Source organism: Acinetobacter sp. WC-141 (assembly GCF_000313935.1).
In the GTDB taxonomy this organism is placed as follows: domain Bacteria; phylum Pseudomonadota; class Gammaproteobacteria; order Pseudomonadales; family Moraxellaceae; genus Acinetobacter.
This window is the reverse complement of record NZ_AMSS01000061.1, coordinates 36,747-62,560: the sequence shown is the minus strand read 5'-3', so window position 1 is coordinate 62,560 and position 25,814 is coordinate 36,747. Positions and strand designations below refer to the sequence as shown.

Annotated in this window: 23 protein-coding genes; 14 read left to right on the top strand and 9 right to left on the bottom strand. The window is 38.6% G+C overall.

Annotated features, from left to right (window positions below; genetic code table 11):
* Positions 1-78 precede the first annotated feature (78 nt).
* Positions 79-642 (top strand): NAD(P)/FAD-dependent oxidoreductase, encoded by a 564-nt coding sequence (locus ACINWC141_RS12560; protein WP_009391776.1) that lies wholly within the window; start codon positions 79-81, stop codon positions 640-642.
* 42 nt (positions 643-684) lie between these two features.
* Here ACINWC141_RS12560 and pgaD read toward each other — a convergent pair whose 3' ends face one another.
* The 5 genes from pgaD to ppsR all read right to left on the bottom strand — a co-directional run bounded on the left by pgaD (position 685) and on the right by ppsR (position 7,872).
* Complete coding sequence (gene pgaD, locus ACINWC141_RS12555) at positions 685-1,143, bottom strand: poly-beta-1,6-N-acetyl-D-glucosamine biosynthesis protein PgaD (RefSeq protein ID WP_009391700.1); 459 nt, start codon at positions 1,141-1,143, stop codon at positions 685-687.
* Entirely contained in the window at positions 1,140-2,387 is a 1,248-nt protein-coding gene (gene pgaC, locus ACINWC141_RS12550; RefSeq protein WP_009391671.1) for a poly-beta-1,6-N-acetyl-D-glucosamine synthase, read from the bottom strand. The genes pgaD and pgaC overlap by 4 nt, the downstream gene beginning before the upstream one ends.
* Positions 2,387-4,213, bottom strand: a complete 1,827-nt coding sequence (gene pgaB, locus ACINWC141_RS12545) for a poly-beta-1,6-N-acetyl-D-glucosamine N-deacetylase PgaB (RefSeq protein WP_034678545.1) — start codon at positions 4,211-4,213, stop codon at positions 2,387-2,389. Before pgaB ends, pgaC begins: the two co-directional genes overlap by 1 nt.
* The gene (gene pgaA, locus ACINWC141_RS12540; protein ID WP_009391823.1) at positions 4,213-6,651 is read right to left on the bottom strand and encodes a poly-beta-1,6 N-acetyl-D-glucosamine export porin PgaA; all 2,439 of its coding nucleotides are present in this window, start codon (positions 6,649-6,651) and stop codon (positions 4,213-4,215) included. Before pgaA ends, pgaB begins: the two co-directional genes overlap by 1 nt.
* A 384-nt stretch (positions 6,652-7,035) precedes the next feature.
* Positions 7,036-7,872: a posphoenolpyruvate synthetase regulatory kinase/phosphorylase PpsR gene (ppsR, locus tag ACINWC141_RS12535; protein WP_004791471.1), complete on the bottom strand. Its 837-nt coding sequence runs from the start codon at positions 7,870-7,872 to the stop codon at positions 7,036-7,038.
* A gap of 147 nt (positions 7,873-8,019) precedes the next feature.
* Between ppsR and ppsA the strand changes: the two genes are divergently transcribed.
* The 12 genes from ppsA to alr all read left to right on the top strand — a co-directional run bounded on the left by ppsA (position 8,020) and on the right by alr (position 20,443).
* A complete protein-coding gene (gene ppsA / locus ACINWC141_RS12530) occupies positions 8,020-10,407 on the top strand; it encodes a phosphoenolpyruvate synthase (protein ID WP_171061973.1) in 2,388 nt (795 codons plus the stop codon).
* A gap of 64 nt (positions 10,408-10,471) precedes the next feature.
* Positions 10,472-11,227: an RDD family protein gene (locus tag ACINWC141_RS12525; protein ID WP_009391802.1), complete on the top strand. Its 756-nt coding sequence runs from the start codon at positions 10,472-10,474 to the stop codon at positions 11,225-11,227.
* A gap of 316 nt (positions 11,228-11,543) precedes the next feature.
* Positions 11,544-12,596 (top strand): ubiquinol oxidase subunit II, encoded by a 1,053-nt coding sequence (gene cyoA, locus ACINWC141_RS12520; protein ID WP_009391784.1) that lies wholly within the window; start codon positions 11,544-11,546, stop codon positions 12,594-12,596.
* A gap of 3 nt (positions 12,597-12,599) precedes the next feature.
* Entirely contained in the window at positions 12,600-14,591 is a 1,992-nt protein-coding gene (cyoB, locus tag ACINWC141_RS12515) for a cytochrome o ubiquinol oxidase subunit I (RefSeq protein WP_009391804.1), read from the top strand.
* A gap of 4 nt (positions 14,592-14,595) precedes the next feature.
* Positions 14,596-15,216 carry a cytochrome o ubiquinol oxidase subunit III gene (cyoC, locus tag ACINWC141_RS12510; protein ID WP_005306751.1) on the top strand — a complete coding sequence of 207 codons (621 nt, stop codon included), beginning with the start codon at positions 14,596-14,598 and terminating at the stop codon, positions 15,214-15,216.
* The gene (locus ACINWC141_RS12505; protein WP_004643325.1) at positions 15,216-15,545 is read left to right on the top strand and encodes a cytochrome o ubiquinol oxidase subunit IV; all 330 of its coding nucleotides are present in this window, start codon (positions 15,216-15,218) and stop codon (positions 15,543-15,545) included. Before cyoC ends, ACINWC141_RS12505 begins: the two co-directional genes overlap by 1 nt.
* A gap of 10 nt (positions 15,546-15,555) precedes the next feature.
* Positions 15,556-16,434, top strand: a complete 879-nt coding sequence (gene cyoE / locus ACINWC141_RS12500; protein ID WP_009391812.1) for a heme o synthase — start codon at positions 15,556-15,558, stop codon at positions 16,432-16,434.
* Positions 16,435-16,618: 184 nt separating this feature from the next.
* Positions 16,619-17,002, top strand: a complete 384-nt coding sequence (gene rpsF / locus ACINWC141_RS12495) for a 30S ribosomal protein S6 (RefSeq protein WP_004791455.1) — start codon at positions 16,619-16,621, stop codon at positions 17,000-17,002.
* A gap of 11 nt (positions 17,003-17,013) precedes the next feature.
* Positions 17,014-17,241 carry a 30S ribosomal protein S18 gene (gene rpsR / locus ACINWC141_RS12490; RefSeq protein ID WP_004791454.1) on the top strand — a complete coding sequence of 76 codons (228 nt, stop codon included), beginning with the start codon at positions 17,014-17,016 and terminating at the stop codon, positions 17,239-17,241.
* A gap of 8 nt (positions 17,242-17,249) precedes the next feature.
* Positions 17,250-17,696 (top strand): 50S ribosomal protein L9, encoded by a 447-nt coding sequence (gene rplI, locus ACINWC141_RS12485; RefSeq protein WP_004700828.1) that lies wholly within the window; start codon positions 17,250-17,252, stop codon positions 17,694-17,696.
* 198 nt (positions 17,697-17,894) lie between these two features.
* Positions 17,895-19,340: a replicative DNA helicase gene (gene dnaB / locus ACINWC141_RS12480; protein ID WP_004791451.1), complete on the top strand. Its 1,446-nt coding sequence runs from the start codon at positions 17,895-17,897 to the stop codon at positions 19,338-19,340.
* Positions 19,341-19,372: 32 nt separating this feature from the next.
* Positions 19,373-20,443, top strand: coding sequence for an alanine racemase (alr, locus tag ACINWC141_RS12475; RefSeq protein ID WP_009391678.1), 1,071 nt, complete (start codon positions 19,373-19,375; stop codon positions 20,441-20,443).
* A gap of 60 nt (positions 20,444-20,503) precedes the next feature.
* Here the strand turns inward: alr and ACINWC141_RS12470 are convergent, their stop codons facing one another.
* The 4 genes from ACINWC141_RS12470 to ACINWC141_RS12455 are packed head-to-tail and all read right to left on the bottom strand — an operon-like array spanning position 20,504 to position 24,205.
* A complete protein-coding gene (locus ACINWC141_RS12470; protein ID WP_009391741.1) occupies positions 20,504-21,238 on the bottom strand; it encodes a proteasome-type protease in 735 nt (244 codons plus the stop codon).
* A gap of 16 nt (positions 21,239-21,254) precedes the next feature.
* Positions 21,255-22,034, bottom strand: a complete 780-nt coding sequence (locus ACINWC141_RS12465; RefSeq protein WP_009391790.1) for a transglutaminase family protein — start codon at positions 22,032-22,034, stop codon at positions 21,255-21,257.
* Between the two features lie 2 nt (positions 22,035-22,036).
* Positions 22,037-22,633 carry an alpha-E domain-containing protein gene (locus ACINWC141_RS12460; protein WP_009391684.1) on the bottom strand — a complete coding sequence of 199 codons (597 nt, stop codon included), beginning with the start codon at positions 22,631-22,633 and terminating at the stop codon, positions 22,037-22,039.
* Between the two features lie 21 nt (positions 22,634-22,654).
* Entirely contained in the window at positions 22,655-24,205 is a 1,551-nt protein-coding gene (locus tag ACINWC141_RS12455) for a circularly permuted type 2 ATP-grasp protein (RefSeq protein WP_009391737.1), read from the bottom strand.
* A gap of 227 nt (positions 24,206-24,432) precedes the next feature.
* Here ACINWC141_RS12455 and ACINWC141_RS20395 point away from each other — a divergent pair, with 227 nt between their 5' ends.
* Positions 24,433-25,440 carry a helix-turn-helix transcriptional regulator gene (locus tag ACINWC141_RS20395; protein ID WP_009391694.1) on the top strand — a complete coding sequence of 336 codons (1,008 nt, stop codon included), beginning with the start codon at positions 24,433-24,435 and terminating at the stop codon, positions 25,438-25,440.
* Positions 25,441-25,814 lie beyond the last annotated feature (374 nt).

Genomic DNA, 25,814 nt, shown 5'->3' with positions numbered 1-25,814 from the left:
ACCCCAACTTCCTGCTTGGTTATTTATATTAAAACGATAAAAACATCATGATTGAAAAACCAAAAGGACTTTTGGAAAATGAGTATTAATATTAAAAATAACGCTTCAAAATCAGTAATTTTTCAAAATATGCCTCAAGATTTTGAAGAATTTTCTGGGCAAGTTATTCCATCAACTTCAATTAAAGAGTTTGATTTTTCACGTTTATGTGTCGCGATTATCGGTACAAATCAAGAAACCGTAACTCACCTTGAAAAAATTTGCCAACAAGCAAAATTTGTCACTGTATTTCAAATTACGCCTCACTTTATTTTGCCTCATAGTCAAATGGGCACAAATAAGTTAATTACTCACCCTCTTATTATCAAAAACCGGAGATTATTTAACAATCGCATTAAAAGTCTTTTGGCCTTACGCTTTCTTGATACGCAGGTTAGTGAAACATGGCTTAAGCGCCTTTTAACACCTAATATTGCTACGACTAAAAAGGTATTTTTTAAGTCCGATAGTTATTATGCTGCACTCCAAAAATCCAATTGTAAATTACAAACTTGGCCCATTGTTAAAGTTAACCATAAATCAATTCACAGCATGGATGGTATCGAACAGTCAATCGATGTGATTATTAGAACAACACTATAAAAAGAAAAAAAGCATGGTTTTTAGGCCATGCTTTTTTATTATTTACTCATATTTTTGCAAATTACCATGATCATCGTAATGTAAAGTGATGCGTTGTTTTTGTTGCAATTCACCTAACATATCAGGACTAACCGAAAATTGGGCTGCGAGCAGTTCAACTGAACTATTAGGGGCCTTAGTCCGCCGGTCCTCACCACTGAACCTAATCCAGTTATAACTCGCCCACAGAATTAAAATGAGGGCACTAATCCCGATGAGTAATGCTAAATGGAGCAAGGTTTTAACTTCTGATATATGGTCAACCCAGACATAATCGTAAATTAAGTGCCCTTCAAAAACCCATAGAAACAGTGAAACTAGTGGAAACAATAACCACATCAAACAAAACCACCCAATAGTTTGTAATGTATAGTTTGCTGCTTTATTTTTGACGTATTCCGGCTGGTCAATATATTCAGGGATATCTAAAGCCTCTATATCCTTATTTTCCTCAGGTTTCATGGGTTATCTCCACGGAATCCCCGGTCTGGGCTCACCCAACGGGCACGTTTTTTAGTGTTAAATAAAGTTTTTGGTACCGCCACAACACTGGTAAATAAAGTAAGTAACCAGAAAAATAACGGGTACCAGATCACCCAGAAATAGTTTTTAAAGAAGCGACCACGGTCATAACGCTGATCAATCCACAAACTCACCAAAAACTGGATTAAACATGTTCCACCTAATATTACGCCGTACCACTGTGGCATAAGGGTTTTGATCTGCCATTGCTGAGGCAACTCAATAAACAAACCAACAAAAAATAATGTGAAGATTAGAATCATGACATAAGACCAGATGATACTGACCAGAGCTTCAATCATGACAGGCCACATTCTGCGAACACGCAGTTTGAACATTTGTGGAATATATTCTATAAGGACCTCTACCCCACCTTGTGCCCAGCGAAGACGCTGTTTCCATAGACCTTTGAATGTCTCAGGCATATAGATATAGCAAAGCGCTTGTGGAATATACTGAATATCCCAATGGTCGAGCTGTAACTTCCATGAAATATCAATATCTTCGGTAATTTTATCATCTGACCAAAAACCGACTCGAACGAGTGCTGTTTTACGAAATGCGGCAATCACACCAGATACGGTAAAAATACGACCATATGTACGCTGCGCACGTTTAATCAAACCAATAATCGAAGAAAACTCGCCAACCTGTAATTTTCCTAAAATACTAGAACGGTTTAGAATTCGTGGATTACCCGTTACAGCACCAATTCGCGGGAAGTTTATAAATGGCTGCATTAACCAAAGTACGGCATGCGGATGTAACAATGCATCGCCATCAATACAAACGAGATATTCGTATTTACTAACTAATACGCCCGATCTTAAAGCTACGGCTTTGCCCTGATTTTCTGCTAAGTGTACAACGCGAAGTCGTGAATCTTGCGCTGACAATTCATCGAGAATTTCAGCTGTTCTGTCACTACTTCCGTCATTGACGGCAATCACTTCGAAATTAGGATATTTCGTTTGCAGTGCATAACGAATCGTTTGTCGTACTTGAGCTTCTTCGTTAAAACATGGAATGATGATACTGCATGCTTCACTCGTTGGCTCAGGAAGAGTTTGTTCACGGTATTCCCTTTTAAAGAAGAACCAAAGTCCTCCTACCATCCATGTCCAAGCCATGAGTAAGGGATATAAAAAAGCAAAAGCAAATAGAATATCGAGTAATACTCTCATTACTTTTTCCCCTCTACCAATCCAGCAAATGGCTGATACATGACAGGACTAGCATTTAGACTGATCGGATTATATAAATATTGATGGACATCTTTTGACTTTTCAAAACTATAGCCATCAATACCGAATTTCTGGATACCTATTCGCTGAATCGAAAAGAGCCCTTGCTGTACTTCTTCCCAACTGGCCTTTTGAGAGTTTTCCGGCAATGTTAAAGTCAGCATAACTTTTTGCTTATCTTTTTCATTAAGCGTATTTAATAGTGCTAACAAATGACTAAATTGCTTTTTCTTGCCAATCACATTGAACTTCAAATTGACTAGTTCATGTTGTGATAAAAGCGTGGTCAAAAGCTCTGGTAAATTGTCTATATGGTCTAAATCAGGTGTAAGTAATAAACTAAACTGTGCCTGATTACTCATATTTAAATAGGGCTTTACCACTTTTTTAGTAAGCTGGCTAAGTTGCGCAATCTGTTTTGATTGCTCTATGCAACTACTTTCTAGCGCAGTTACTTTTTGCATTTCGCAATTTAAAGAATTGCCTGCATTAAGCTGAATACCACTTAAATTACTGTTAAAACGTGCAATATCTTTTGCCAAATCTACAGTTAAAAATGGTTTATCTTTCTGTGGATAACCGGGCAACTCTAATATTACCGCTTGACCCGCACGAGTTTGAGCCTGCCATAAAGTACGGTTTAAAATATCTTGTTGAACAGGCATTTTATCGGTAGGAAAATAAGCAACATCATAGTGACCATCTCCCTCTTTATCTTCCAATGGTTTTAAGATTAAGGCATTATTTTTTAAGCTATACAGTTTTGATAATAATTGCCCTAACTTTTCATCTGTTTGGGTATTTTGTGGGGCTGCTAATTGCTTTAAATCCATAGTCACAAAGTGACGAGGCTGTTTAAATAAATCAGACTCTTCAAAATTTAAAATATTTAACATGCCTTCAGTGAGCTGTTCAGCTGTAGGGTTATTTATAACTAAGCTACGCTTAAAAGTTGAGTCACTTACGCGATTCATCCCATCACGACCTAAACTAAATGAAAACTCAAACCCTGCCTGCTGCGCCAGTTTTTCCAGTTGCTCATTCACGGCGCCATAAGGCCAAATAATTGCTTTAGGATTAACACCTAATTCTTTTTTCAAAACTGAGTAAGATTTTTTCAAATCTTTCAAAATACGTTGTTGATATTCTGCATCTGTTTCATAACGTGATTGAGATTTTAAATATGCATACGAAGTCGCAGCGGGTTTTTCATTACCTTGGGGATTGGCCAATACGCCATGATGTAAATCATCACTGTGACTTGCAAACTCTGCTAAACCAGAGGCTTGCATTTCACGAACTTGAGCCCAGTTCACCAAGTTACCTTGACCATAGGCTTCATAACCTGCCTGTGTATTGCCATTTAACCAACTAGTAGGAAGAGCAAAAACTGCAGGAATCTGATATTGCTTAAGTAATGGAAATACTCGGCTATAACTACTTAAAGCCCCGTCATCAAAAGTCAGCAGAATAGAATTATGAGGCAATTCTTTACCTTGCTTACGCGCCTCTTCAATGTCTTTTAAACGAATCGGCTTCCAGTCAGATTGACTAAGCCAATCTAAAAACTGTGCCAGATTATTGGTCTGAATCGCATAAACATCCCGATCTCCTTCTTTGAGTACGTCATCACGCACATCATGAAAAGTTAAAGAAACCGTATGGTTTTTTGGTAGTTCAGTTTCAATTCGGGCATGAGAAAATTGTATGGGTAATAACGTTGAAGCAAACACACAACTCAACATTTTTGACATCATATTATTCATTAAAAACGCCCTTCAAATCCGAAAATACCGTAGGTATGTTGTTCATCATGACCATCGTATGGATGGTATTGCCAACCAATTCCATAATTGAGTTGCCAAGTCCGTGAGAGCTGCCATTGATGTTGATATTGCAAAGAATATGTTGGTCGAGCTGAATAATCTGCTTGTTTATAAAGCCCGACTCCAGCTTCAAAATGCTGTTTAAATGAGCGCTCGTATTCTCGCCAAGTGATCCAGTCATGGCTTAAATTCAACTCAGCACTGTAGTGATTGCTTGGGCTAAAATAAGCTGTCTGATCTTGGCTATTGCTACCATAAAATCCACGAACGGTTCCGTAAGTAATATGGTGAGGCGCATCAAATAATCGCTCGCGCCAAAAAGTAGAAAATTCTTGTTGTTTATTACCGTCGCTTATATCGGTTAAACCATAACTTGCCCCAATTTGACGTGACTCATCTTTTTGCCATGTCAAAGCAGCACGGTAAGCTTGTCCATCTTCACCAGCATCAATTGCTTGTAGGGGAATATTAGCCTGACTGTCATATTGCAATTGATACTGCCAATGGTCGTTTAACCATTGCGACCAATCAAGACGAACACCTGCTTGTCCACCATCTGTACTTTGCGAAAAAATTGCCGACAATGCCTTACGGTTCGCTTGCCATTCAGCCCCGACACCATAACGTTGGTCATGCACATCACCAAAACGGTATTCTCCGAAACGATCTTGATGCCAAGCAAATAGACGATAGTTATCTTTAATCCACGGACTATTAAGACGAGTTTCCATTTCGCGGTCTTTTAAACCATTTTGCCCACTGACAGAATCATTGCTATCTGCCTTACTTTGCCCCCAAGTGGTTGAGTGAGAAATTGTCGCTCGATTGCGATCATCTAACTCTTTTCGACTTTTAACTACGCCACTATCTTCAGGATAATATTGCAAAAGACTTTCTGTATTTTTACGCCATTCCTGAATATCCCCTAAAGCCTGAGCATTTTGCATCTGGTTAATTCGAGTATCTTTGCCAACTGGTGTTAAACCATTTAAACGAGCAATAGTTTGCTTAGACTGTAGTGGCTTATCTCTCCAGCGCTCAACACGAGCCAAATTATTAATTAAGCTTTCATTGGCAGGTGCAAGATCTACTTGTTTCTGAAAATGCTTTTCTGCTTGATCAAGATGATTTGCATAGGCTAAATGCATGCCTTGTAAATTAATATAGTCATCACGATCTGGATGGCTCGATTTATCCACCCCTTTGGCTTGACTGTATTTATACGTAGGAATTAGCCGATCAACATCACTTAAAAGCTGTTCAGCTTGTTTATATTTTTCTTGTTCAATATATGAGTAGTACAGACCAGTATATACCGTCATATCTGGATAGTTTTTTTCAGTCAGCAAGGTTTTAAAAGCAAGCTCAGCTTGTTGTGGCTGTCTTTCAGCTAAATAACTATCAGCTATTGCATGACGAATATAAGCCGGTAGTTTTTCTAAAGGCACATTTAATTGAGTAAATTGATCTAGTACCGTAGGGCTACGTCCGCGGAAATCTAGCGCATATATATAGTCATAATGGAATCTTAAATAATTAGGATCTGATGGTTGAATCAAAGGCTGCATTTGCTCGCCTTGCTTCAATACCTCATCAAGCTCAGCAAAGCCTTCACTATCTGCCGTGCCTTCCCGATTTAAATATTTATAACGAGCAATTGCATTATTTACACGTTGAGAATACTCACTGACTTGTAGCCAGTGTTGCAACGATTCTATTTGTGCATTTTTATCGCTGGCAAGCAATAACTGCTGAGCCTTGTTATAAGCCCCCACAGCCGCTAAGTCATAACTGTATTCCTGTAAAACTGCAAAAGACTTTGGTTGTTGCTTATATGCTTGTTCAATTGCAGATAAAGCATCTACAGGTAAATTGATAAGGCGATAAGCATAGGCTATTTGCACTAGTTGATCAGTCTTCAGATTTTTATTATTAATTTTTACTAACTGTGCTTTGGCATTTACAGCATCTTGAGCTTCAGCGTATAAAACTGCTAACAAAATCTGTCCATCAACTGTTTTTTGAATATTAAATTTATTCAACCAATCAACTGCATTTTTAAAGTGTTTAAAATCACGAAAATTACGTATTAAAGGTAGCTGTCCATATTCTGGAAAAGTAACCAAATTAATATTTGCTAATTGCTGAGAGAAAGTTAATAGATCTTTTTTTTCATTTGACATTACAACTAAATAATCAGCTAGCAACTTTTGATCATGCGGATAAGTTTTTAGCAATTGATCTAGTTGAAATATTGCTTGGTGAGTTTGTCCAGTTTTGTAAGTATGAATAGCCTGCTCTCTCAAATCATCCACTTGAGCAGCATATAAATTGAGAGGCAAGATGTATACTAATGAAAAAACACATTTTTTTAGCATTTTGATAATCGGATAGTCCCATATCGAGGTGGGAAAGTATAATTAAAATCCAAAATCAATCACACAACAACAAAATAATGTGAACCATTTATCATTTTTAAATATTTAATGTATTTTTACATAACTTTTAAAAAAATTTAGCAAAATTAAATAATTAGAATTTCTAAACATACTCAAATATATACATTTCTTTTCAATACTCTTATTTTATTTCACAATTGGATTATAAAAACCTTACAGGGCGATAACTAATAAAAACGCTTTAATAACTTTTTGTTTTATATTTAAAACTTTTATTTCTCTCACTTTTTATATTAAAAAACCATTCAATTTAATCAAAAATAAATATATAAATTGAATGGTTAAAATAAGCAGTTGATTAAATTAACCAATACGACGTTTTAATCCTGTCATTTGTAAAACACGCGTTGAAATTTCTTCAATCGACATTTCAGTTACGTTTAAATATTTGATGCCTTCGGAAATATAGATTCCTTCGATTGCTCTTAGTTCCATTTGGCATTGACTAAAACTTGCATAACGACTATTCGCTTTACGCTCACTACGAATCGCAACTAATCGCTCAGCATCAATCATTAAACCAAATAATTTACTACGATGAGGTCTTAGTACAGCAGGCAAACGGTTATCATCCAAATCTTCTTCAGTTAATGGATAGTTTGCAACACGGATACCGAATTGAAGAGATAAGTAAATAGAAGTCGGCGTTTTACCGGAACGGGAAACTCCAATTAAGATTAAATCCGCTTTATCATAATGACGAGTACGCGCTCCATCATCATTATCAAGCGCAAAATGAACAGCATCGATACGTGCTTTATAAGATTCAGAATCGGTTACAGCATGGGTCTGTCCAACCAATGTGGTAGGCGGTGTACCTAGTTCTTGTTCCAATTTACTGATTAAACCTTCGAACACATCAAGATTAACTGCTTTAGCAGTATTAATGATTTCTCGTACGTGTGGATCAACTAAAGTATCAAAGACTAAAGGTAGACAACCATCTTTGGTTTGACATCTATTAATTTCGATCACAACATCCATTGCCGCCTCTTCGGTTGTAATATACGGCATGATATGAATGTCAAAATCTACATTGGGAAATTGTGCTAATAACGAATGTCCAAGAGTCTCGGCAGTAATTGCAGTTCCATCAGAAATAAAAAAAACGCTCCGTCTAAACTGTTTACTTTCTGACATTAAAATTCTCCTTAAACATTTGTCTTAGTGCTATATAATCTTTATAGTAAACTGATCTTACATGACTGTCGCTTAGTATAATTCTCAACTAAGCACTTTATTTTTATAATTTCATGCCAAGATAGACATTAATACTGCAAAAGTGGAGTGAAAACTTTGGAAGCGCGCGTAATCGGTCTAGAAAAATTAGGGAAACACGATGTCGAACTCGTAGGTGGGAAAAACTCATCTTTGGGTGAAATGATCAGCCATTTATCAAATGCTGGTGTATCGGTACCAGGCGGTTTTGCAACTACTGCTGATGCCTATCGTGAGTTCCTAGATCAAAGCGGTCTTAACGCTCGAATTCAAGCAGAACTTGCCCAACTCAATGTTGATGATGTAAATGCTCTTGCAGAAACAGGTGCCAAAATTCGTCAATGGATTGTAGAGACTCCACTCACTGCAGCCCTAGAACAAGAAATTCGCGCCGCTTTTACAACACTTTCTAACGGCAACCCAGAAATCGCGGTTGCCGTTCGTTCATCTGCAACTGCTGAAGATTTACCGGATGCTTCATTCGCAGGTCAGCAAGAAACTTTCTTAAATATTCGCGGTATTGATAACGTTCTTATTGCGATCAAAGAAGTATTTGCTTCTTTATATAATGACCGTGCGATTTCTTACCGTGTACATCAAGGTTTTGACCATGACGTCGTTGCACTTTCTGCAGGCGTTCAGCGTATGGTTCGTTCTGAAACTGGCGCTGCGGGTGTAATGTTTACACTTGATACTGAGTCTGGTTTCCGTGAAGTTGTATTTATCACAGCATCTTATGGTTTAGGTGAGATGGTTGTGCAGGGTGCGGTTAACCCAGATGAGTTTTACTTATCTAAACCATTATTAAATGCTGGTAGACATTCAGTTTTACGCCGTAACCTTGGCTCAAAACACCAAAAAATGATTTATGGTGAAGAAGGTTCTGCGGGTAAATCGGTTGTCGTTGTTGATGTTGAGAAACAAGAGCGCCAACAATTCGCTTTAAATGACCATGAGTTACAAGAGTTAGCTAAACAGGCGCTTATCATTGAGCAACACTACGGTGCGCCGATGGATATCGAATGGGCAAAAGATGGCGATGATGGTCAAATTTATATTGTTCAAGCTCGTCCTGAAACCGTAAAAAGCCGTCAAAATGTAGGCACTATGGAACGCTACCTTCTAAAACAAAGAGGTACTGTTCTTTGTGAAGGTCGTTCAATTGGTCAACGTATTGGTTCTGGTAAAGTCCGTATTGTTAACTCAATTAAAGAAATGGACAAAGTTCAAGAAGGCGACGTTCTTGTATCAGATATGACCGATCCTGATTGGGAACCGGTAATGAAACGTGCCGCAGCAATTATCACTAACCGTGGTGGTCGTACTTGTCACGCGGCAATTATTGCACGTGAACTTGGTGTACCCGCTATTGTAGGCTGTGGTAACGCAACAGAAGTATTGACTGATGGTCAAGAAGTAACAGTTTCTTGTGCTGAAGGTGACACTGGCTTCATTTACGAAGGCGCTTTGGATTTCGAAGTTCAACGTAACTCAATTGAATCTATGCCTAAGCTTTCGTTCAAAATTATGATGAACGTAGGTAACCCTGACCGAGCATTTGACTTTGCTCAAATACCAAATGAAGGTATTGGTCTTGCTCGTCTTGAGTTCATTATTAACCGTATGATCGGCGTACACCCTAAAGCCCTGCTCAACATTGATAGCTTACCTCGTGAAACTCGTGCTGCGGTTCTAACTCGTACCGCGGGTTATGCTTCACCTGTAGATTTCTATGTTGAAAAATTGGTTGAAGGTATTGCCACTCTTGCTGCTGCATTCGGTGACAAGCCAGTTATTGTTCGTATGTCTGACTTCAAATCAAATGAATATGCAAACTTGATTGGCGGTAAGTTATACGAGCCTGAAGAAGAAAACCCAATGCTCGGTTTCCGTGGTGCGAGCCGTTATGTATCTGATAACTTCCGTGACTGTTTCGAATTAGAATGCCGCGCACTTAAGAAAGCTCGTGATGAAATGGGTCTAACCAATATTCAAATCATGATTCCTTTTGTACGTACTGTATCTGAAGCAAAACGTGTTATTGAATTACTAGCACAAAATGGTTTGAGACGTGGTGAGAACGGCTTAAAAGTAATCATGATGTGTGAATTACCAACTAATGCTTTATTAGCTGAACAATTCCTAGAGCATTTTGATGGTTTCTCTATTGGTTCAAATGACTTAACTCAATTAACACTAGGTCTTGATCGTGACTCAGGCATTGTTTCACACTTATTTGATGAGCGTGATGCAGCAGTTAAAGCACTTCTTTCAATGGCAATCCATGCCTGCCGTAAAGCAGGTAAATATGTAGGTATCTGTGGACAAGGTCCTTCAGACCATCCTGATCTTGCAAAATGGTTGATGGAACAAGGTATTGAGTCTGTTTCTCTTAACCCAGACTCAGTTTTAGATACATGGTTCTTCCTTGCTGAAGAAAAAATCAAGCAAATCTAATATGTTATAAAAAAAGGCCCATCCGTGGGTCTTTTTTCATCTTTAGAACAGAGAATTTTTATTTATGCAAATTTACTTGGCACGTAATAATCAACAAGCTGGGCCTTACACCTTAGAGCAAGTAAATCAAATGTTGGCTAGCCAACAAATTTTGTTAACTGATTTAGCTTGGCATGAAGGCATGACAGAGTGGAAAGCTTTAGGAGAATTAACCCAAGGTAAACTTGTATATCAACCTATCGGTTATTCTGCATCTGTCATAAACACAAACAGCTCAACGAATGAAACTATTCGTCAAATTCGTGTAGAGCCTAAAATTCATGAACTTGCCTCTATTCCATCTCGAGCTTTGGCAAAAATTATTGATTTATTACTTTGGCTACCCATAGCTGCAATTCCGTCTTTTTTCTTTAATGAATCTCAGTATAAGCAATTATTTGAATTGCAAAAACAAATGCAATCAGCTGAAGTTGCTTCAACTAAAGCAGCAGAGCTACAACATCAACTTTTTACTTTAATTCCTATTGAAGCTTGGCATTCTATGCTTGTTTACGTCGTAATCATGCTTGCAATTCAAGCCTTTCTTTTAACAAAATATGGGCAAAGTATAGGTAAGAAAATTGTTGGAATTAAAATCGTAGATGCCGAGAGCAATGGTAAAGTTAATTTAACTCGCATCTTCTTATTAAGAAGCATTGTTTTCATCATACTCAACTTGCTGTTTATGCCTGTTAGCACAATTATTGACTATGCTTTTGCTTTAGGACAAAAGCGACAAGCGCTACATGACAAAATTGCAAGAACAAAAGTGATCAAATGATAGTGAATGACTCATTCATTTAAGGTCTAAAAAAAGAGGAGGCACCCCGCCTCCTTTTTTCTATAGAGAGTTGATATTTAAATAAAAGCTCTATAAAGATTAGATACCCTACAAAAAAAATCGGGTTTTAAAACAATTATTTCAGACTACTTTATGTATAGCTTAGTTTGTCGATATGAGGCATAATGCCCTACAACGTAGCGGTGTCATATAATTGAGAAGTCTAAATTTAAGGATTAGCGTTCTCAATCATGCGACACTTTAATCGCTATCCCATATTTAATTAGGGAATGGGACTCTTCACCGAGGTTGTAAAATGAGACAAACGATTTTAGCTGTATTGTCTTTATCAACGCTTGCCGCACTTTTGACTGGGTGTGGTGGTGATATGGTACTTCTAAACTCTAAAGGTCCAGTTGGTCAAGGTCAAAGTGACCTTATGATGACTGCGATCTATTTAATGTTACTTGTGGTGATTCCTTCAATCATCATGGCATTATGGTTTGGTTGGAAATATCGCGCGTCAAATAAAGATGCAGACTATAAACCTACATGGGCACACTCAACTACAATTGAAGTTGTAGTATGGGGTATCCCTGTCATTATTATTGGTATTTTAGCTTGGTTAACTTGGTGGGGTTCCCACAAGTATGACCCATACCGTCCTTTAGAATCAGACAAAGCTCCTTTAACTATTCAAGTTGTTGCAGAACAGTTTAAGTGGATCTTCATTTATCCTGAACAAAACATTGCAACTGTTAACGAAGTACGTTTCCCTGAAAAAACTCCGTTAAGCTTTAAAATCACCTCTAACTTTACAATGAACTCATTCTTCATTCCACAGTTAGGCGGCCAGATTTATGCAATGGCAGGTATGCAAACTCACCTTCATTTGTTAGCAAATGAAACTGGCGTATATCGTGGTTTCTCTTCTAACTACTCAGGTTACGGTTTCTCTCAAATGCGTTTCAAGGCGCATAGTGTTACAGAGCAACAGTTCAACGAATGGGTAGCAGCTGTAAAAGCGGGTAATGGTTCTACTATTAATCCAGAAGCAGTTCAAAAAACTACGCTTGACCAAGCTGAATTAGCAACCTTACGTGATGGTGACCGTTCTAAGCACCAGATCGAGCATTTAGTAAATCGTGCTAAAGCTGCTGGTGATCAAGAAGCGCTTGCTAAAGCTGAAGCTATGAAACCGTTCCCGACAAAGCCACACCCTGTGACTTATTACTCTTCAGTTGAACCAAAATTGTTTGAAACAATTATCAACCACTATATGAGTAACTATCATGGTGTTGACCACTCTGCTGCGCATGCAACAGCTGACACTCATGCTGCAGCTGAACACGCTGCTCAAGGGGAATAAGACATGGATATGATTTTTGGTAAACTGGGTTGGGACTCTATCCCGACAGAGCCAATTGTGCTTGTCACCATGGTCCTTATGGCACTTGGTGCAATTGCTGTGCTTGGCGGTATCACCTATTTCAAAAAATGGGGATATTTGTGGAATGAGTGGTTTATTACGGTAGACCATAAAAAGATTGGTATCATGTACATTCTCGTATCTGTAGTCATGCTTTTGCGTGGTTTCGCCGATGCGATCATGATGCGTTTACAACTTTTCCTCGCTAAAGGCGGCGGCGAAGGTTATCTACATCCAGACCATTACGACCAGATCTTCACCGCGCACGGTGTAATTATGATCTTCTTCGTAGCAATGGGTCTCGTTGTAGGTATGATGAACATCTCTGTACCTTTACAGATTGGTGCTCGCGACGTTGCTTTCCCATTATTGAACTCTTTAAGCTTCTGGTTATTCGCTGGTGCTGCTGGTTTGATGATGCTTTCACTTGTATTAGGTGAATTTGCTGCGACTGGTTGGATGGCTTACCCTCCTCTATCTGGCATTCAATATTCTCCTGGTGTAGGTGTTGACTACTATATCTGGGCACTTCAGGTTTCTGGTCTAGGTACGCTTTTATCTGGTGTTAACTTCTTCGTTACCATCATCAAAATGCGTGCACCTGGCATGAAATTAATGGATATGCCTATTTTCACGTGGACTTCACTTTGTACGGCTGTATTAATCATTGCATCGTTCCCTGTATTAACAGGTACTCTTGCAATGCTTACTCTTGACCGTTACTTCGGCTTCCATTTCTTCACAAATGAGCTTGGCGGTAGCCCAATGCTTTATGTGAACTTGATCTGGACATGGGGTCACCCTGAAGTATATATCTTGGTATTACCAGCATTTGGTCTATACTCAGAAATCGTTGCAACCTTCTCTCGTAAAGCGTTGTTCGGTTACAAGTCTATGGTGTATGCAACTATCGCGATTACTGTTCTTGCGTTCGTTGTATGGCTTCACCACTTCTTCACCATGGGTGCTGGTGCGAACGTTAACGCGTTCTTCGGTATCATGACTATGGTTATTGCGATTCCTACTGGTGTGAAAATCTTCTCTTGGTTATTCACTATGTATAAAGGTCGCATCACCTTTACTACTCCTATGTTATGGACGCTTGGCTTCCTTGTAACATTCGGTATCGGTGGTTTAACTGGTGTACTTATGGCTGTTCCACCTGCGGACTTCTTGGTACACAACTCATTATTCTTGATCGCTCACTTCCATAACGTAATTATCGGTGGTGTGGTGTTTGGTATGTTTGCCGGCATCATTTACTACTGGCCAAAAATGTTTGGTTGGAAGCTCAATGAAGCATGGGGTAAAGCTGCGTTCTGGTTCTGGTTCTTCGGTTTCTATTTTGCATTCATGCCACTTTATATCCTTGGTTTCATGGGTATGACTCGTCGTTTGAATACATATGACAACCCTGAATGGGATCCGTACCTTGCGATTGCATTATTTGGTGCTGTTCTCGTTGCTATTGGTATTGCATGTTTCTTAATGCAAATCATTGTTGGTTTCTTACAACGCAAAGACAACATGGACCTTACAGGCGATCCATGGGATGCACGTACGCTTGAATGGGCAACCTCTTCCCCTGCTCCGTTCTATAACTTTGCGCATGAACCAGATGCAAGCGGTATTGACCGTTTCTGGACTGACAAAGAAAATGGTGTAGCATACGCACGTAATACTAAATATGAAGACATCCACATGCCGACCGATCGTGCAGCTGGTTTTGTCATTGCAATGTTCATTACAATTCTTGGCTTTGCACTCATCTGGCATATTTGGTGGCTCGTTGTTGTTTCATTCGTTTCAGCTGTTGTTAGCTTGATCGTAAGCTCATTCACCAAGAATGTTGATTACTATGTTCCGGCTGCTGAAGTTGAGCGTATTGAAAACGAACGCTATGCTTTACTTGAAAAACACTTGAAGAAGGACTAAGGAAATGGCTGAAGTACTTCATCACGACAACCACGGCCACGATGGTCATCATGAACATGATGATACTGACTTAACGGTCTTTGGTTTCTGGACATACTTGATGAGTGACTTGATTCTTTTCGGATCACTCTTCATTGCGTTCGCTGTATTAAGCAGTCATATTCCACCAGGAACTCCAAGTGCATATGACCTGTTCCATGACTCATTAGGCTACGTGTTAACTGAAACATTTGCCTTATTGATTTCATCGGTAACTTTCGGTTTTGCTGTACTTGCATCTTATAAAAAGAATGTAAATCAAGTTATCACTTGGTTATTTATTACATTCCTTTTCGGTGCAACGTTCATTGGAATGGAACTTTATGAGTTCCATCACCTTGTAGAAGAAGGTCATGGTCCAACTCACAGTGCATTCTTATCATCGTTCTTTACTTTGGTTGGTACACACGGTATCCACGTAACTTCTGGTTTAGTGTGGATGTTAGTATTGATGTATCAAATCAAGACTAAAGGTTTGACATTACCGAATACACGTCGTCTAGCTTGCTTAAGCTTGTTCTGGCACTTCCTTGACATCGTTTGGATCTGTGTATTCAGCGTCGTTTACTTACTGGGAGTTCTCTAATGAGTAGTCATGACCATAATGCTGCAGGCGCGTCACACGGTAACTTTAAGCAATATACTGTTGGGTTTATCCTTTCTGTTATTCTCACCATCATCCCATTTGGGATGGTGATGGCGGGTGGTTTCAGTCGTGGCATCTTAGTTACAGTAATTGCAATCGCTGCTGTTGCTCAGGTTCTTGTACAACTTGTGTACTTCCTACACATGAATACATCATCTGAACAACGCTGGAATATGATTGCTTTTATCTACACAATCTTATGTATCGCGGTACTTTTAATCGGTTCTGTGTGGATTATGAATTACCTTCACTACAATATGATGATCTAAACTGATTGTCATGTTGAAAAAATATCTATTCCTGACTAAACCAGGAATTCTCTTCGGTAATTTCATTACCACCTTGGGCGGCTTTTTCTTAGCCGCCCAAGGCTCTATAGACATCTTATTATTACTACTCACCTTACTTGGAACAACTTTAGTTGTTGCTTCTGGTTGTGTTGTAAATAATGTGATAGACCAAGACATCGATACCAAAATGCAGCGCACGCAAAACCGCGCACTGGTCAAAAAAACCATCTCTCCTACTGTTGCACTTATATATGCATTTGTTCTTGGACTTATCGGTTTTAGTATTTTGTGGTTCGGTGTAAATGCTTACGCTTTCTTGTTTGCAATGATTGGTTTTATTGTCTACGTCGGTTTTTATAGTTTGTGGACAAAACGTACCTCAATCCATCAAACCGTTATTGGTAGTATTTCCGGAGCGAGCCCTCCTGTTATTGGTTATACAGCAGTAACTCATCATTTTGATGTAGCCGCTTTACTTTTGTTTTTAGCTTACGCGCTATGGCAAATGCCACATTCATGGGCAATTGCTATTTATCGTTTTGACGATTACAAAAATGCGGGAATCCCCATTCTGCCTGTTGCACGTTCTATTTATCGCACGAAAGTAGAGTGTGTCATTTATATTGTGTTGTTTGCAGCCGTATTGAATGGTTTATATTGTTTTGGCTATACCAATATATTTTTTCTAGTCACCTTTAATGCATTAACAGCATATTGGTTCTATTTATCAATTATTGGATTTAAAGCTGACAATGACCAACTTTGGGCTAAACGTTTTTTCCTCTACTCGGTCATATTAATTACCCTGTTAAGTTTGAGCTTTAGCTTTACCTATCAATCCCCTGCTCCAAATCTTCCTCTCTTTTAAATAAGGGAGGATTTCCTCCTTATAGTAAAGAAGTTTTACTTTTCTCATCAAAAGATTTGTTTTTAGTCGAACTTTTACCTATAATTCAGCCTTCGCAATTTTTGCGACATAACTTATTAAGTTATGACTCCTTGCTTCTAATTTTTTATTTATTAGGGGCTGTTTAAACCGTAAGGAGCTGACAATGCGTCATTACGAAATCGTACTTTTAGTACACCCAGATCAAAGCGATCAAGTTGTAGGTATGGTTGAACGCTATATCTCTCAGATCAAAGAAGCTGAAGGTCAAATTCACCGTTTAGAAGATTGGGGCCGTCGCCAATTGGCTTACCCAATTAACAAAATTCACAAAGCACACTACATTCTTATGAATGTTGAATGTGGTCAAACTACGCTTGATGAGCTAGAAGAATTATTCCGTTATAATGACGCGATCATTCGTAACCTTATCATTCGTCGTGAACACGCAATCACTGAAGAGTCATTGCTTGCTAAAAGTGCTGAAGAAAAGCGTGCGCGTAAAGCTCAACGCGAAGAAGCACAGCAAGTTGCTCAAGACGCTGAATAAGGAGAACATCAATGGCACGTTTTTACCGTCGTCGCAAGTTCTGCCGCTTTACAGCTGAGAATGTTGTGTACATCGACTACAAAGATATCGATACTTTAAAACAGTACATCACTGAAAACGGCAAGATTGTTCCTAGCCGTATCACTGGTACTAAAGCTCGTTATCAACGTCAATTAGCTCTTGCTATCAAGCAAGCTCGCTACTTGTCTTTGATTCCGTACACTGACAACCATAAGTGAGGTGATCTGTGGACGTTATCTTATTACAACGCATTAAGAACCTTGGTAAATTAGGCGATAAAGTATCAGTTAAAGCTGGTTACGGCCGTAACTTCCTTATCCCTCAAGGTAAAGCAGTTGCAGCTACTGAAGCTAACACTGCTGCTTTTGAAGCTCGTCGCGCTGAACTTGAAAAGCAAGAAGCTGAAATTTTAGCTGCTGCTCAAGCACGTGCTGAACAATTGAATGAAGTTAACATCGTTATCACTGCTAAAGCTGGTGACGAAGGTAAACTCTTCGGTTCTATCGGTACTCGTGACATCGCTGACGCTTTAACGAATGCTGGTCTTACAGTTGACCGTGCAGAAGTTCGTTTACCGAATGGCGCGCTTCGTCACACTGGTGAATTCAACATCGCAATCCAATTGCATCATGATGTTGTTGCAGAAGTTCTCGTTACTATCGTATCTGAGTAATTTCTCATCAAAAAAAGAGCATGCTTTTGCATGCTCTTTTTTTATGTGCCCTATTTTTAAAATAAGATATATTAATTCCTGATCAGTTCTTTAGTTTAATTGGTTTTTTAATTAGGTAGTTTATTTAGTTTTGTTTTAAGATAGTTCTCGGCCTTATAGGCTATTTGCGTACACCTTTCTTTATCATCAGGTCTAATTATGTCTCAGGCGAATGCCACTTCTTTAACTCTTTCATCTCCAACAGAAAATAAGACGAGTGAATCAGGCCAACTTAAAGAGTTTCGCACTCCCCCACACAATTTAGCCATTGAGCAAGCTGTTCTTGCGGCCTTAATGACAGTTGCCGAATCTTTTGAGCAAGTCAGCGACTTATTAAAAGAAAATGATTTTTATGCAACACGCCACAAATATATCTATCGTGCCATTGAGAAACTGGCACAAGAAAACTCTCCTTATGATGCTGTGTTAGTAAGTGATTGGCTCTTAAAACAAAATTTACTCGATGCAATTGGTGGCGAAGAATATTTAATGCAGCTTATGGCTGATTCACCCTCAAGTTTCTATAACTTAGAAACGTATGCCAGTAAAATTAAAGAATTCTCTACGCTTCGCAGCATGATTAAAGTCAGTACTGAAATTTTACAAAATGCTTATGACACAAAAGGTCGAGGTGTTAGTGAAATTCTAGACTTGGCCGAAACGAGTATTTTCTCTTTAGCAGAACAGCACAATAACAATAAAAAGGATGCAGGTCCTAAATCTATTAGCTCTGTTACCGCCGATGTAATTAGTAAACTTGATGAGCTCTCAAAACTCGATGGCAATATTACAGGTTTAACCACAGGCTTCTTAGAACTTGATAATAAAACATCTGGTATGCAGCCTGGTGACTTAATTATTGTTGCTGCGCGTCCATCGATGGGTAAAACTACTTTTGCTATGAATTTGGTTGAAAGTGTTTTGCAATATAACAAGCTACCCGCTCTAGTATTTTCAATGGAGATGCCAGCAGACTCGATTGCAATGCGTCTTATTTCTGCAATGGGTAAAGTCCACCAAGGACATTTGCGTTCGGGTAACTTAGATGCAGATGAATGGACCAAAGTGACTGGCACCATTTTGCAGCTTCAACAAATGCATTTGTATATTGATGACTCATCTGCCCTCCCTCCAACCGAACTTCGTGCCCGTGCTCGACGCGTTGCCAAAATGCATGATGGTAAAATCGGTTGTATCATGGTCGATTACTTGCAGCTTATGAAAGTTCCCGGTATGGGTGATAACCGTGTAGGTGAGATTTCAGAAATTTCACGTAGTTTGAAAGCATTAGCAAAAGAAATGCAATGCCCTGTTATCGCACTTTCCCAGCTCAACCGAAGTCTGGAAAACCGACCAAATAAACGCCCAGTAATGTCCGACTTACGTGAATCTGGTGCGATCGAGCAGGATGCCGACTTAATTATGTTTATTTACCGTGATGAGGTTTATAACAAAGAGTCGAAAGAAGCCGGCACTGCAGAAATTATTATTGGTAAGCAGCGTAACGGTCCTATTGGTTCAGTTCGTCTTGCTTTTGAAGGTCAATATACTCGATTTAGTAATCTCTCTCCTGAGTATTACAGCCAATATGATGATGAAGAATAAACTCTATCTCTAGCCCAAAGGAGTAAATGAGGGTGCGCCAAGCAACAGTTTATATTGATCGCAATGCGCTTCAATATAATTTAAACCGTGTCAAACAACTCGCAGCAAATTCAAAAATTGTAAGTATGGTGAAAGCTAATGCTTATGGACATGGAATCAAAGACTGTTTAGCAGCCTTAAATGCATCAGATGCCTTTGGTGTCGCCTGCCTACAAGAAGGTTTAGAAATTCGTGAACTTGGGTTTCAACAACCGGTTACTTTAATTGAAGGGGCATTTTCTGAAGAAGAAATGCCAATTGCAATTGAGCAAAATTTTGAATGTGTGATTCACCATCAACAACAATTTGAATGGTTAATTAAACACAAACAAGCCTACATTTCTCAAGGTTTAAAAGTCTGGGTTAAGCTTAATAGTGGCATGAACCGTTTAGGTTTTAAAGCTCCTGAAATTATTGAAGTCATTAAAACTTTAAAAGCTGAAGGATTTACCTGCGTGCTGGCGATGCATTTCGCAAATGCAGATGTAGACCATCCACTTAACGAACAACAAAAACAACAATTTTTACAGGTTAAACAAGCTTGTGATCCAGTTTTAGCATCTTGCTGTAACTCTGCTGCGATTTATAAATGGCCAGAATTACATTTTGATTATGTTCGTCCGGGTATTATGCTTTACGGCGCCTCTCCTTTCGCTGATAAAACAGTTCATGATCTTGACTTAAAACCAGTCATGACGTTTTCAGCAGAAGTGATTGCCCTAAACCATATTCAAACTGATGAACATGTCGGCTATGGTTCTACTTTCTGCGCAAAGCAAGCCATGGATATCGCCATTGTTTCTATAGGGTATGGTGATGGTTATCCACGCGCTTATATTAAACAAAACTATGTCGCTATTGATAAACAGCTCTGCGCAGTTGTAGGACGAGTGAGTATGGACATGCTTGCAATCGACGTGACAGGTCTGCAAGTAAAATTAGGTACGCCAGTCGAACTCTGGGGTCTACACCGCCTAGTTGATGATGTTGCAGATGCAAACGGAACCATAGGATATGAATTACTTTGTCGCTTAAGCAATCGCCCTATTCGTAAAAGTAGTTAAATAATAAAGTATAAAAAAATCCAAGCATGCTTGGATTTTTTTATTTAAATATTCAAAATCTTATCGCCAATAATCATCTGTTGGTTTTGGCATTTCTTGTAGGCCACGACGTAGAGTATCTGACCATTGTCGACTAATTTGTGAAAAATAAGGATCATCTTCTGTAATTCGTTTTCCCATCGGAATAACGAAACTATCTTTCGTGTAAATTAATGCATCAAGTGGCAAGCCTACAGAAACATTTGAACGTAAAGTCGAATCAAAAGAAATCAAACTACAACGTAATGCATCATCTAATGGCATTGCATAATATAAAGCTCGATCCAGAATCGGTTTGCCATATTTACTTTCACCAATTTGAAAATAAGGCGTATCTGTCGTTGCACAAATAAAATTGCCTTGTGGATAGACATTATAAAGCTGCATATCACCACCTTTAATCTGTCCACCCACTAAAATACTACAGGCATAATTCATTTGTTCTTGGGTATCCGAACTAATATCCTCTAAAACAGCTTTCAAAGTTTTACCTATCAGTTCAGCTGCCTCAAACATCGTATTAACACTATATAAATTAGGCTCTTGCTGCAAAGTAAGCGCATTTTGCAAATGACCTATAACAGCTTGTGTTGTGGCTAAATTACCTGCTGTTTGCAACGCCATAAAGCGCTCTCCGGTAACGCCGAAAGTATGCAATTTTCGGAACACAGAAATATGGTCAACTCCTGCATTGGTTCTTGTGTCACTAATAAACACCAAACCTTGTTCCAATCTTAGCGCACAACAATAGGTCATTTCATTCTCTTTACATTCAACATGCCAACACTTGAACCACAGACATCATGTTCTCAACTCCACCTTGCTCTCTTACACCACGAATAGGTGCCACATCGAGATAGTCACGTCCCACAGCAAGATAAATATGATGTTTGGGTGTAAACAACTGATTGCTTACATCAAAACAATACCACTGATTTTCTAAAAATACTTCCGCCCAAGCGTGACTGGCAAGGTGCGGATAGTTTTGATCAAATAGATAACCAGAGACATAACGTGCAGGTAATTGTAACGCACGACACATCGCAATTAAAATGTGAGCATGATCTTGGCATACGCCCTGACCAGCATGAAATGCTTCAATCGCAGTTGTCTGAACCGATGTACTTTCAGGCTGATAAAGTATTTTTTGCAAAATGTATTCACTTAATAAAGCAATATGCTGTCGATCTTTGACTGCTACAATATTTTTGGCAAAGTCTAACATTTCCGAATCACATCGGGTTGCACTGGTCATCTGCAAAAACAAATTTGTAGGTGTAGATAGATTTACACAACCCAGCTCTATATTTTGGAGTTCAACGATTCCTTGAGCCATAAATGTAAGATGTTGGTATTGATAGCGCTGACTAGCCGTCATCCATACATTGTTAAATATGTCTCTTTTAATCGTTTTGTCACCCGGCACGCTAATTGCCCAATTCATAACATGTTGATGCGGCGATGTTTGAGGCATCATTTTAATATACTGAATACTGTTTTGAGCAGTTTCAGTATAACTATAATGCGTTTGATGATTAACCATCAATTTCATAATCAGACCTCAAACATATTTTCCAACTGCTGCGTAAAAGTATAATAAGCGTCCCACGTGAGCTGATGCTTTAGTACTTGCCAATTTTGATCTATGTTCTCCCAATCTAAGCCAGCAAGCCGTTGCACTAAGACATCTAGCTCCGACACTAAGGCTGATAAATCCTGTCCGAAACGTAGCTCTATATCAAATTGCTCTATTTTTTGGCCTAAATACAGAAATAAACCAACGTCTTCACTCTCCGCTTCTAATATTTGAGTACATTTTTCAACAGCTTTTCTCAAAATTTCGGGCTGGCCTTGAAGCGTGTTAATAACATTATTTAATTCTGCATAAGCACTTGATGACAATATACCTCTTAGTTCTTGAATATTATCTTTAGCAATAACCAACTGGTTCAGTAATGAAAATGTTTGCTTCTTGTCTAACATATAGTGATTTAGTAATTCAGCATTTTCTATTACCAGACCAAATGCTGCTGCAAAGTTTGTTGCTTCCTCATCTTGCGTAAAGGGTAAATGAGAGGCTGCAAATTGAACTCTCATTAAATATCGACCCAACCAATATATTTGATGCGCACTCGAATTGAGTAAAACCATAAAGTTCCTCTTAACCCACAATTAGGAATGTAATGTTTCGACAACCCATGTATCTTTTATACCGCCACCTTGAGAAGAATTTACAACTAAAGAGCCAGCCTGCATGGCCACTCGTGTTAAACCACCCGGTACGATCTCTGTACGATAAGGCGAACTCAATACAAATGGACGTAAGTCAATGTGACGTTCCGCCACCCCTGCTGTAGTTAAAGTTGGAGCAACAGATAAGGCCAAAGTAGGTTGTGCAATGTACATATGAGGTGTGGCCATCAAATTTTTTCTAAATTCCTCAATTTCACACGCGCTTGCTTGAGGGCCAATTAGCATGCCATAACCACCCGAACCCTGCGCTTCTTTAACAACTAATTGGTCCAGATTAGAAAGTACATAATCTAGGTGTTCATCTTTACGGCACTGATAAGTCGGTACATTTTTTAGAATTGGTGTTTCACCTAAATAATATTGAATCATTTGATCCACATAAGGATAAATAGATTTATCATCAGCCACCCCTGTGCCTGGCGCATTTGCAATCACAACATTTTTTTGCAAATAAGCAGACATCAGGCCTGCTACGCCTAAAGCACTGTCTGGTCGAAATGCTAAAGGGTCTAGAAAATCATCATCTAAACGGCGGTAAATTACGTCTACTTTTTGACGCCCACGAATAGTTTTGACAAAAACTTGATCATTTTCTACAAATAAATCCCGATTTGTAACCAGGGGTACATCCATTTCCCGAGCTAGAAAAGCATGCTCATAAAAAGCACTGTTAAAACGTCCCGGTGTTAGCACCACAATAAAAGGAAGGTCGGCAGGTGAATTCTCTTGCAATATTTCTTTTAACAGTTTGGGATAATGCTCAATTCCCTGTAAATTATTGGCTGCACATAACTCAGGCATCAATTGTTGGCTAATCTTTCGGCTTTCAATCATATAAGACACACCAGAAGGTGTTCTTAAATTATCTTCTAATACAAAAAACTCTCCTTCACCATCACGGATAATATCAATTCCGCTAATTTGTGAATAAATTTTACCTTTCAGAGAATGTTTAAGCATATGGGGCTGAAAAGCCTCGTTCCCCATGATTTGCTCTTCAGGAATCAGTTGTTCTTTTAAAATATGTTGTCCATGATAAATATCATCGAGGAAATAATTTAATGCTTTAACGCGTTGAGCACAGCCCGAAGCTATTTTCTCCCACTGTTTTTTTTCAATTACCCGTGGAATTAAATCAAAAGGAATCGTTCGCTCTGTACCTTCTTTATCACCGTATACATTAAAAGTAATTCCATGATAAAGAAAATGCTGCTTCGCTTGAGCATTTAATTCTTTTAGCTCATCTAAAGTACGGATACTCAACCATTGTTCAATTTTTTTAGAAGCCGCACCATTTGATGTTACATCATCAAGCATCTCATTAAAAAACTGTGATTTTAGTTGCTCAAATAGATTGGTTTTTACGGAAATATGTTCTAAAAAAGAGGTTGGGTTAATGAGTGCCTTAGTCGTCTGCTCTTGTATAAAAAAATCATTTTCGGTATGTAATTCATGCTCTTGTTCTGACATAACCACCTCGTTTTATCATTTATCTATATTTCATTTTTAAATAAGCAATTTCAGTGCCATTTATATATCTTTAATATTTTTACGGTGTTTAGTTATAACTTTCTTCTTCTAAATCTTAACATCTATTGTAAAAGGACCCATAAACCGAATCTGACAAACTTGCTAAATGTGTAAAGATTTTTTATTGTGTTGACACCAAAGCAGTTGGATATAGATGTATTACGCTTATGTCTGTAATAGAAAAAGAAACTTCAAATAGTTTATATCGCCAATGGCAGATTTTATCTCGCCTCCCTACCGGTAAATGGATCGGGACTCGAGAATTACAAGAAATGCTTGAACGTGAAGGTATTGATATCAGTTTAAGGACTATTCAGCGTGATTTAAACCAAATTGCTCAGCGCTTTCCAATTGAAAGTAATAAAGCCGTACCACAAGGCTGGCGGTGGCAATCAGATGCGCCTATTCAAAGCTTACCTCACATGACGAGCTCTCAGGCAGTAACGTTTATGATGGTTGAGGAGCATCTTAAACACTTACTTCCTCCAAGCCTGCTTGATGAGATGGGGCCGTGGTTTGATTTGGCTAAACGCAGCCTCTCTACACAAAATAATGTGAGACAATGGATTAACCGAGTACGCATCGTACCAGCAAGCCAACCGCTGATTCCGCCTGTAGTCGATCGAAATGCTCAACAAGCAATTTATGAAGGCCTACTTCAAGACAAGCAAATAGAATGTATTTATCAAGCACGAGTCAATCAGGGCGAAGATAAAACATATATTTTAAATCCCTTGGCTTTGATACAAAAAGGTGCAGTCATTTATTTGATTTGCACTCGACATGACAAAACTGAAGTTCAAACTTTTGCCTTGCACCGTTTTAAAACAGCAAAGGTATTAGATAGTCGAGCCTTACATCCGGTCAATTTTGATATTGATGATTATATTGATTCAGGTGCTCTAGGCTTTAGAGTGGACTACAAACAGCCAACTGAATCAATTCAACTCACATTAACCATGACCGAGCAAACTGCCAGAACATTCTATGAAAGTCAGTTAAGCAAGGACCAAACTATAATTCCACTTGAAGAAAATATCGTAGAAGTTACAGCGACCGTACCTTTTACATCTCAACTGGTATGGTGGCTACGTAGTTTTGGCAAGAAATTACTGCATATTGAACCAGTTCAAGTACACAATGCTGTACGAGAAGTTGAATCTGAGAGTAAATAGATATAAAAAAGAGAACCATAAGGTTCTCTTGAGAGTTTGAATTATAATTTTCTTAATTTTATATTGGCTCTTCTTATATTTATACTTGTTTTCAGATCAATGTGTTCTCCCCCTACAAAACTGATCCGCTCTTTCTTTTGCGCTATTTTGAACACGAGCATTGGCATGCCATTTCATATCCATTGTAGCGAATTGATTTCATTGTCATGGTTAAAGCCCTCTTTGTTTGAACGTGAATTTAATATAACTGGCTACTCGAAATATGTGAAATAAGAAAAAAAGGAAGTGAAATCTGTTTTCTTCCTTAGGAAGTTTCCATATATTTTTTGAACAGAACATAAAAAAGCCCAGTCTTAACTGGGCTTTTTTATGTT

Bases quoted from the DNA above. Each gene is read 5' to 3' on its own strand.
- cyoA (WP_009391784.1), top strand. From the start codon at position 11,544: ATGAGACAAACGATTTTAGCTGTATTGTCTTTATCAACGCTTGCCGCA.
- ACINWC141_RS12525 (WP_009391802.1), top strand. From the start codon at position 10,472: ATGCAAATTTACTTGGCACGTAATAATCAACAAGCTGGGCCTTACACC.
- pgaB (WP_034678545.1), bottom strand. From the start codon at position 4,213: ATGAATAATATGATGTCAAAAATGTTGAGTTGTGTGTTTGCTTCAACG.
- ACINWC141_RS12460 (WP_009391684.1), bottom strand. From the start codon at position 22,633: ATGGTTTTACTCAATTCGAGTGCGCATCAAATATATTGGTTGGGTCGA.
- cyoB (WP_009391804.1), top strand. From the start codon at position 12,600: ATGGATATGATTTTTGGTAAACTGGGTTGGGACTCTATCCCGACAGAG.
- pgaC (WP_009391671.1), bottom strand. From the start codon at position 2,387: ATGAGAGTATTACTCGATATTCTATTTGCTTTTGCTTTTTTATATCCC.
- rpsR (WP_004791454.1), top strand. From the start codon at position 17,014: ATGGCACGTTTTTACCGTCGTCGCAAGTTCTGCCGCTTTACAGCTGAG.
- cyoC (WP_005306751.1), top strand. From the start codon at position 14,596: ATGGCTGAAGTACTTCATCACGACAACCACGGCCACGATGGTCATCAT.
- ACINWC141_RS12465 (WP_009391790.1), bottom strand. From the start codon at position 22,034: ATGAAATTGATGGTTAATCATCAAACGCATTATAGTTATACTGAAACT.
- pgaD (WP_009391700.1), bottom strand. From the start codon at position 1,143: ATGAAACCTGAGGAAAATAAGGATATAGAGGCTTTAGATATCCCTGAA.
- rpsF (WP_004791455.1), top strand. From the start codon at position 16,619: ATGCGTCATTACGAAATCGTACTTTTAGTACACCCAGATCAAAGCGAT.
- cyoE (WP_009391812.1), top strand. From the start codon at position 15,556: ATGTTGAAAAAATATCTATTCCTGACTAAACCAGGAATTCTCTTCGGT.
- dnaB (WP_004791451.1), top strand. From the start codon at position 17,895: ATGTCTCAGGCGAATGCCACTTCTTTAACTCTTTCATCTCCAACAGAA.
- ACINWC141_RS12470 (WP_009391741.1), bottom strand. From the start codon at position 21,238: ATGACCTATTGTTGTGCGCTAAGATTGGAACAAGGTTTGGTGTTTATT.
- ACINWC141_RS20395 (WP_009391694.1), top strand. From the start codon at position 24,433: ATGTCTGTAATAGAAAAAGAAACTTCAAATAGTTTATATCGCCAATGG.
- ppsR (WP_004791471.1), bottom strand. From the start codon at position 7,872: ATGTCAGAAAGTAAACAGTTTAGACGGAGCGTTTTTTTTATTTCTGAT.
- ACINWC141_RS12560 (WP_009391776.1), top strand. From the start codon at position 79: ATGAGTATTAATATTAAAAATAACGCTTCAAAATCAGTAATTTTTCAA.
- ACINWC141_RS12455 (WP_009391737.1), bottom strand. From the start codon at position 24,205: ATGTCAGAACAAGAGCATGAATTACATACCGAAAATGATTTTTTTATA.
- pgaA (WP_009391823.1), bottom strand. From the start codon at position 6,651: ATGCTAAAAAAATGTGTTTTTTCATTAGTATACATCTTGCCTCTCAAT.
- ACINWC141_RS12505 (WP_004643325.1), top strand. From the start codon at position 15,216: ATGAGTAGTCATGACCATAATGCTGCAGGCGCGTCACACGGTAACTTT.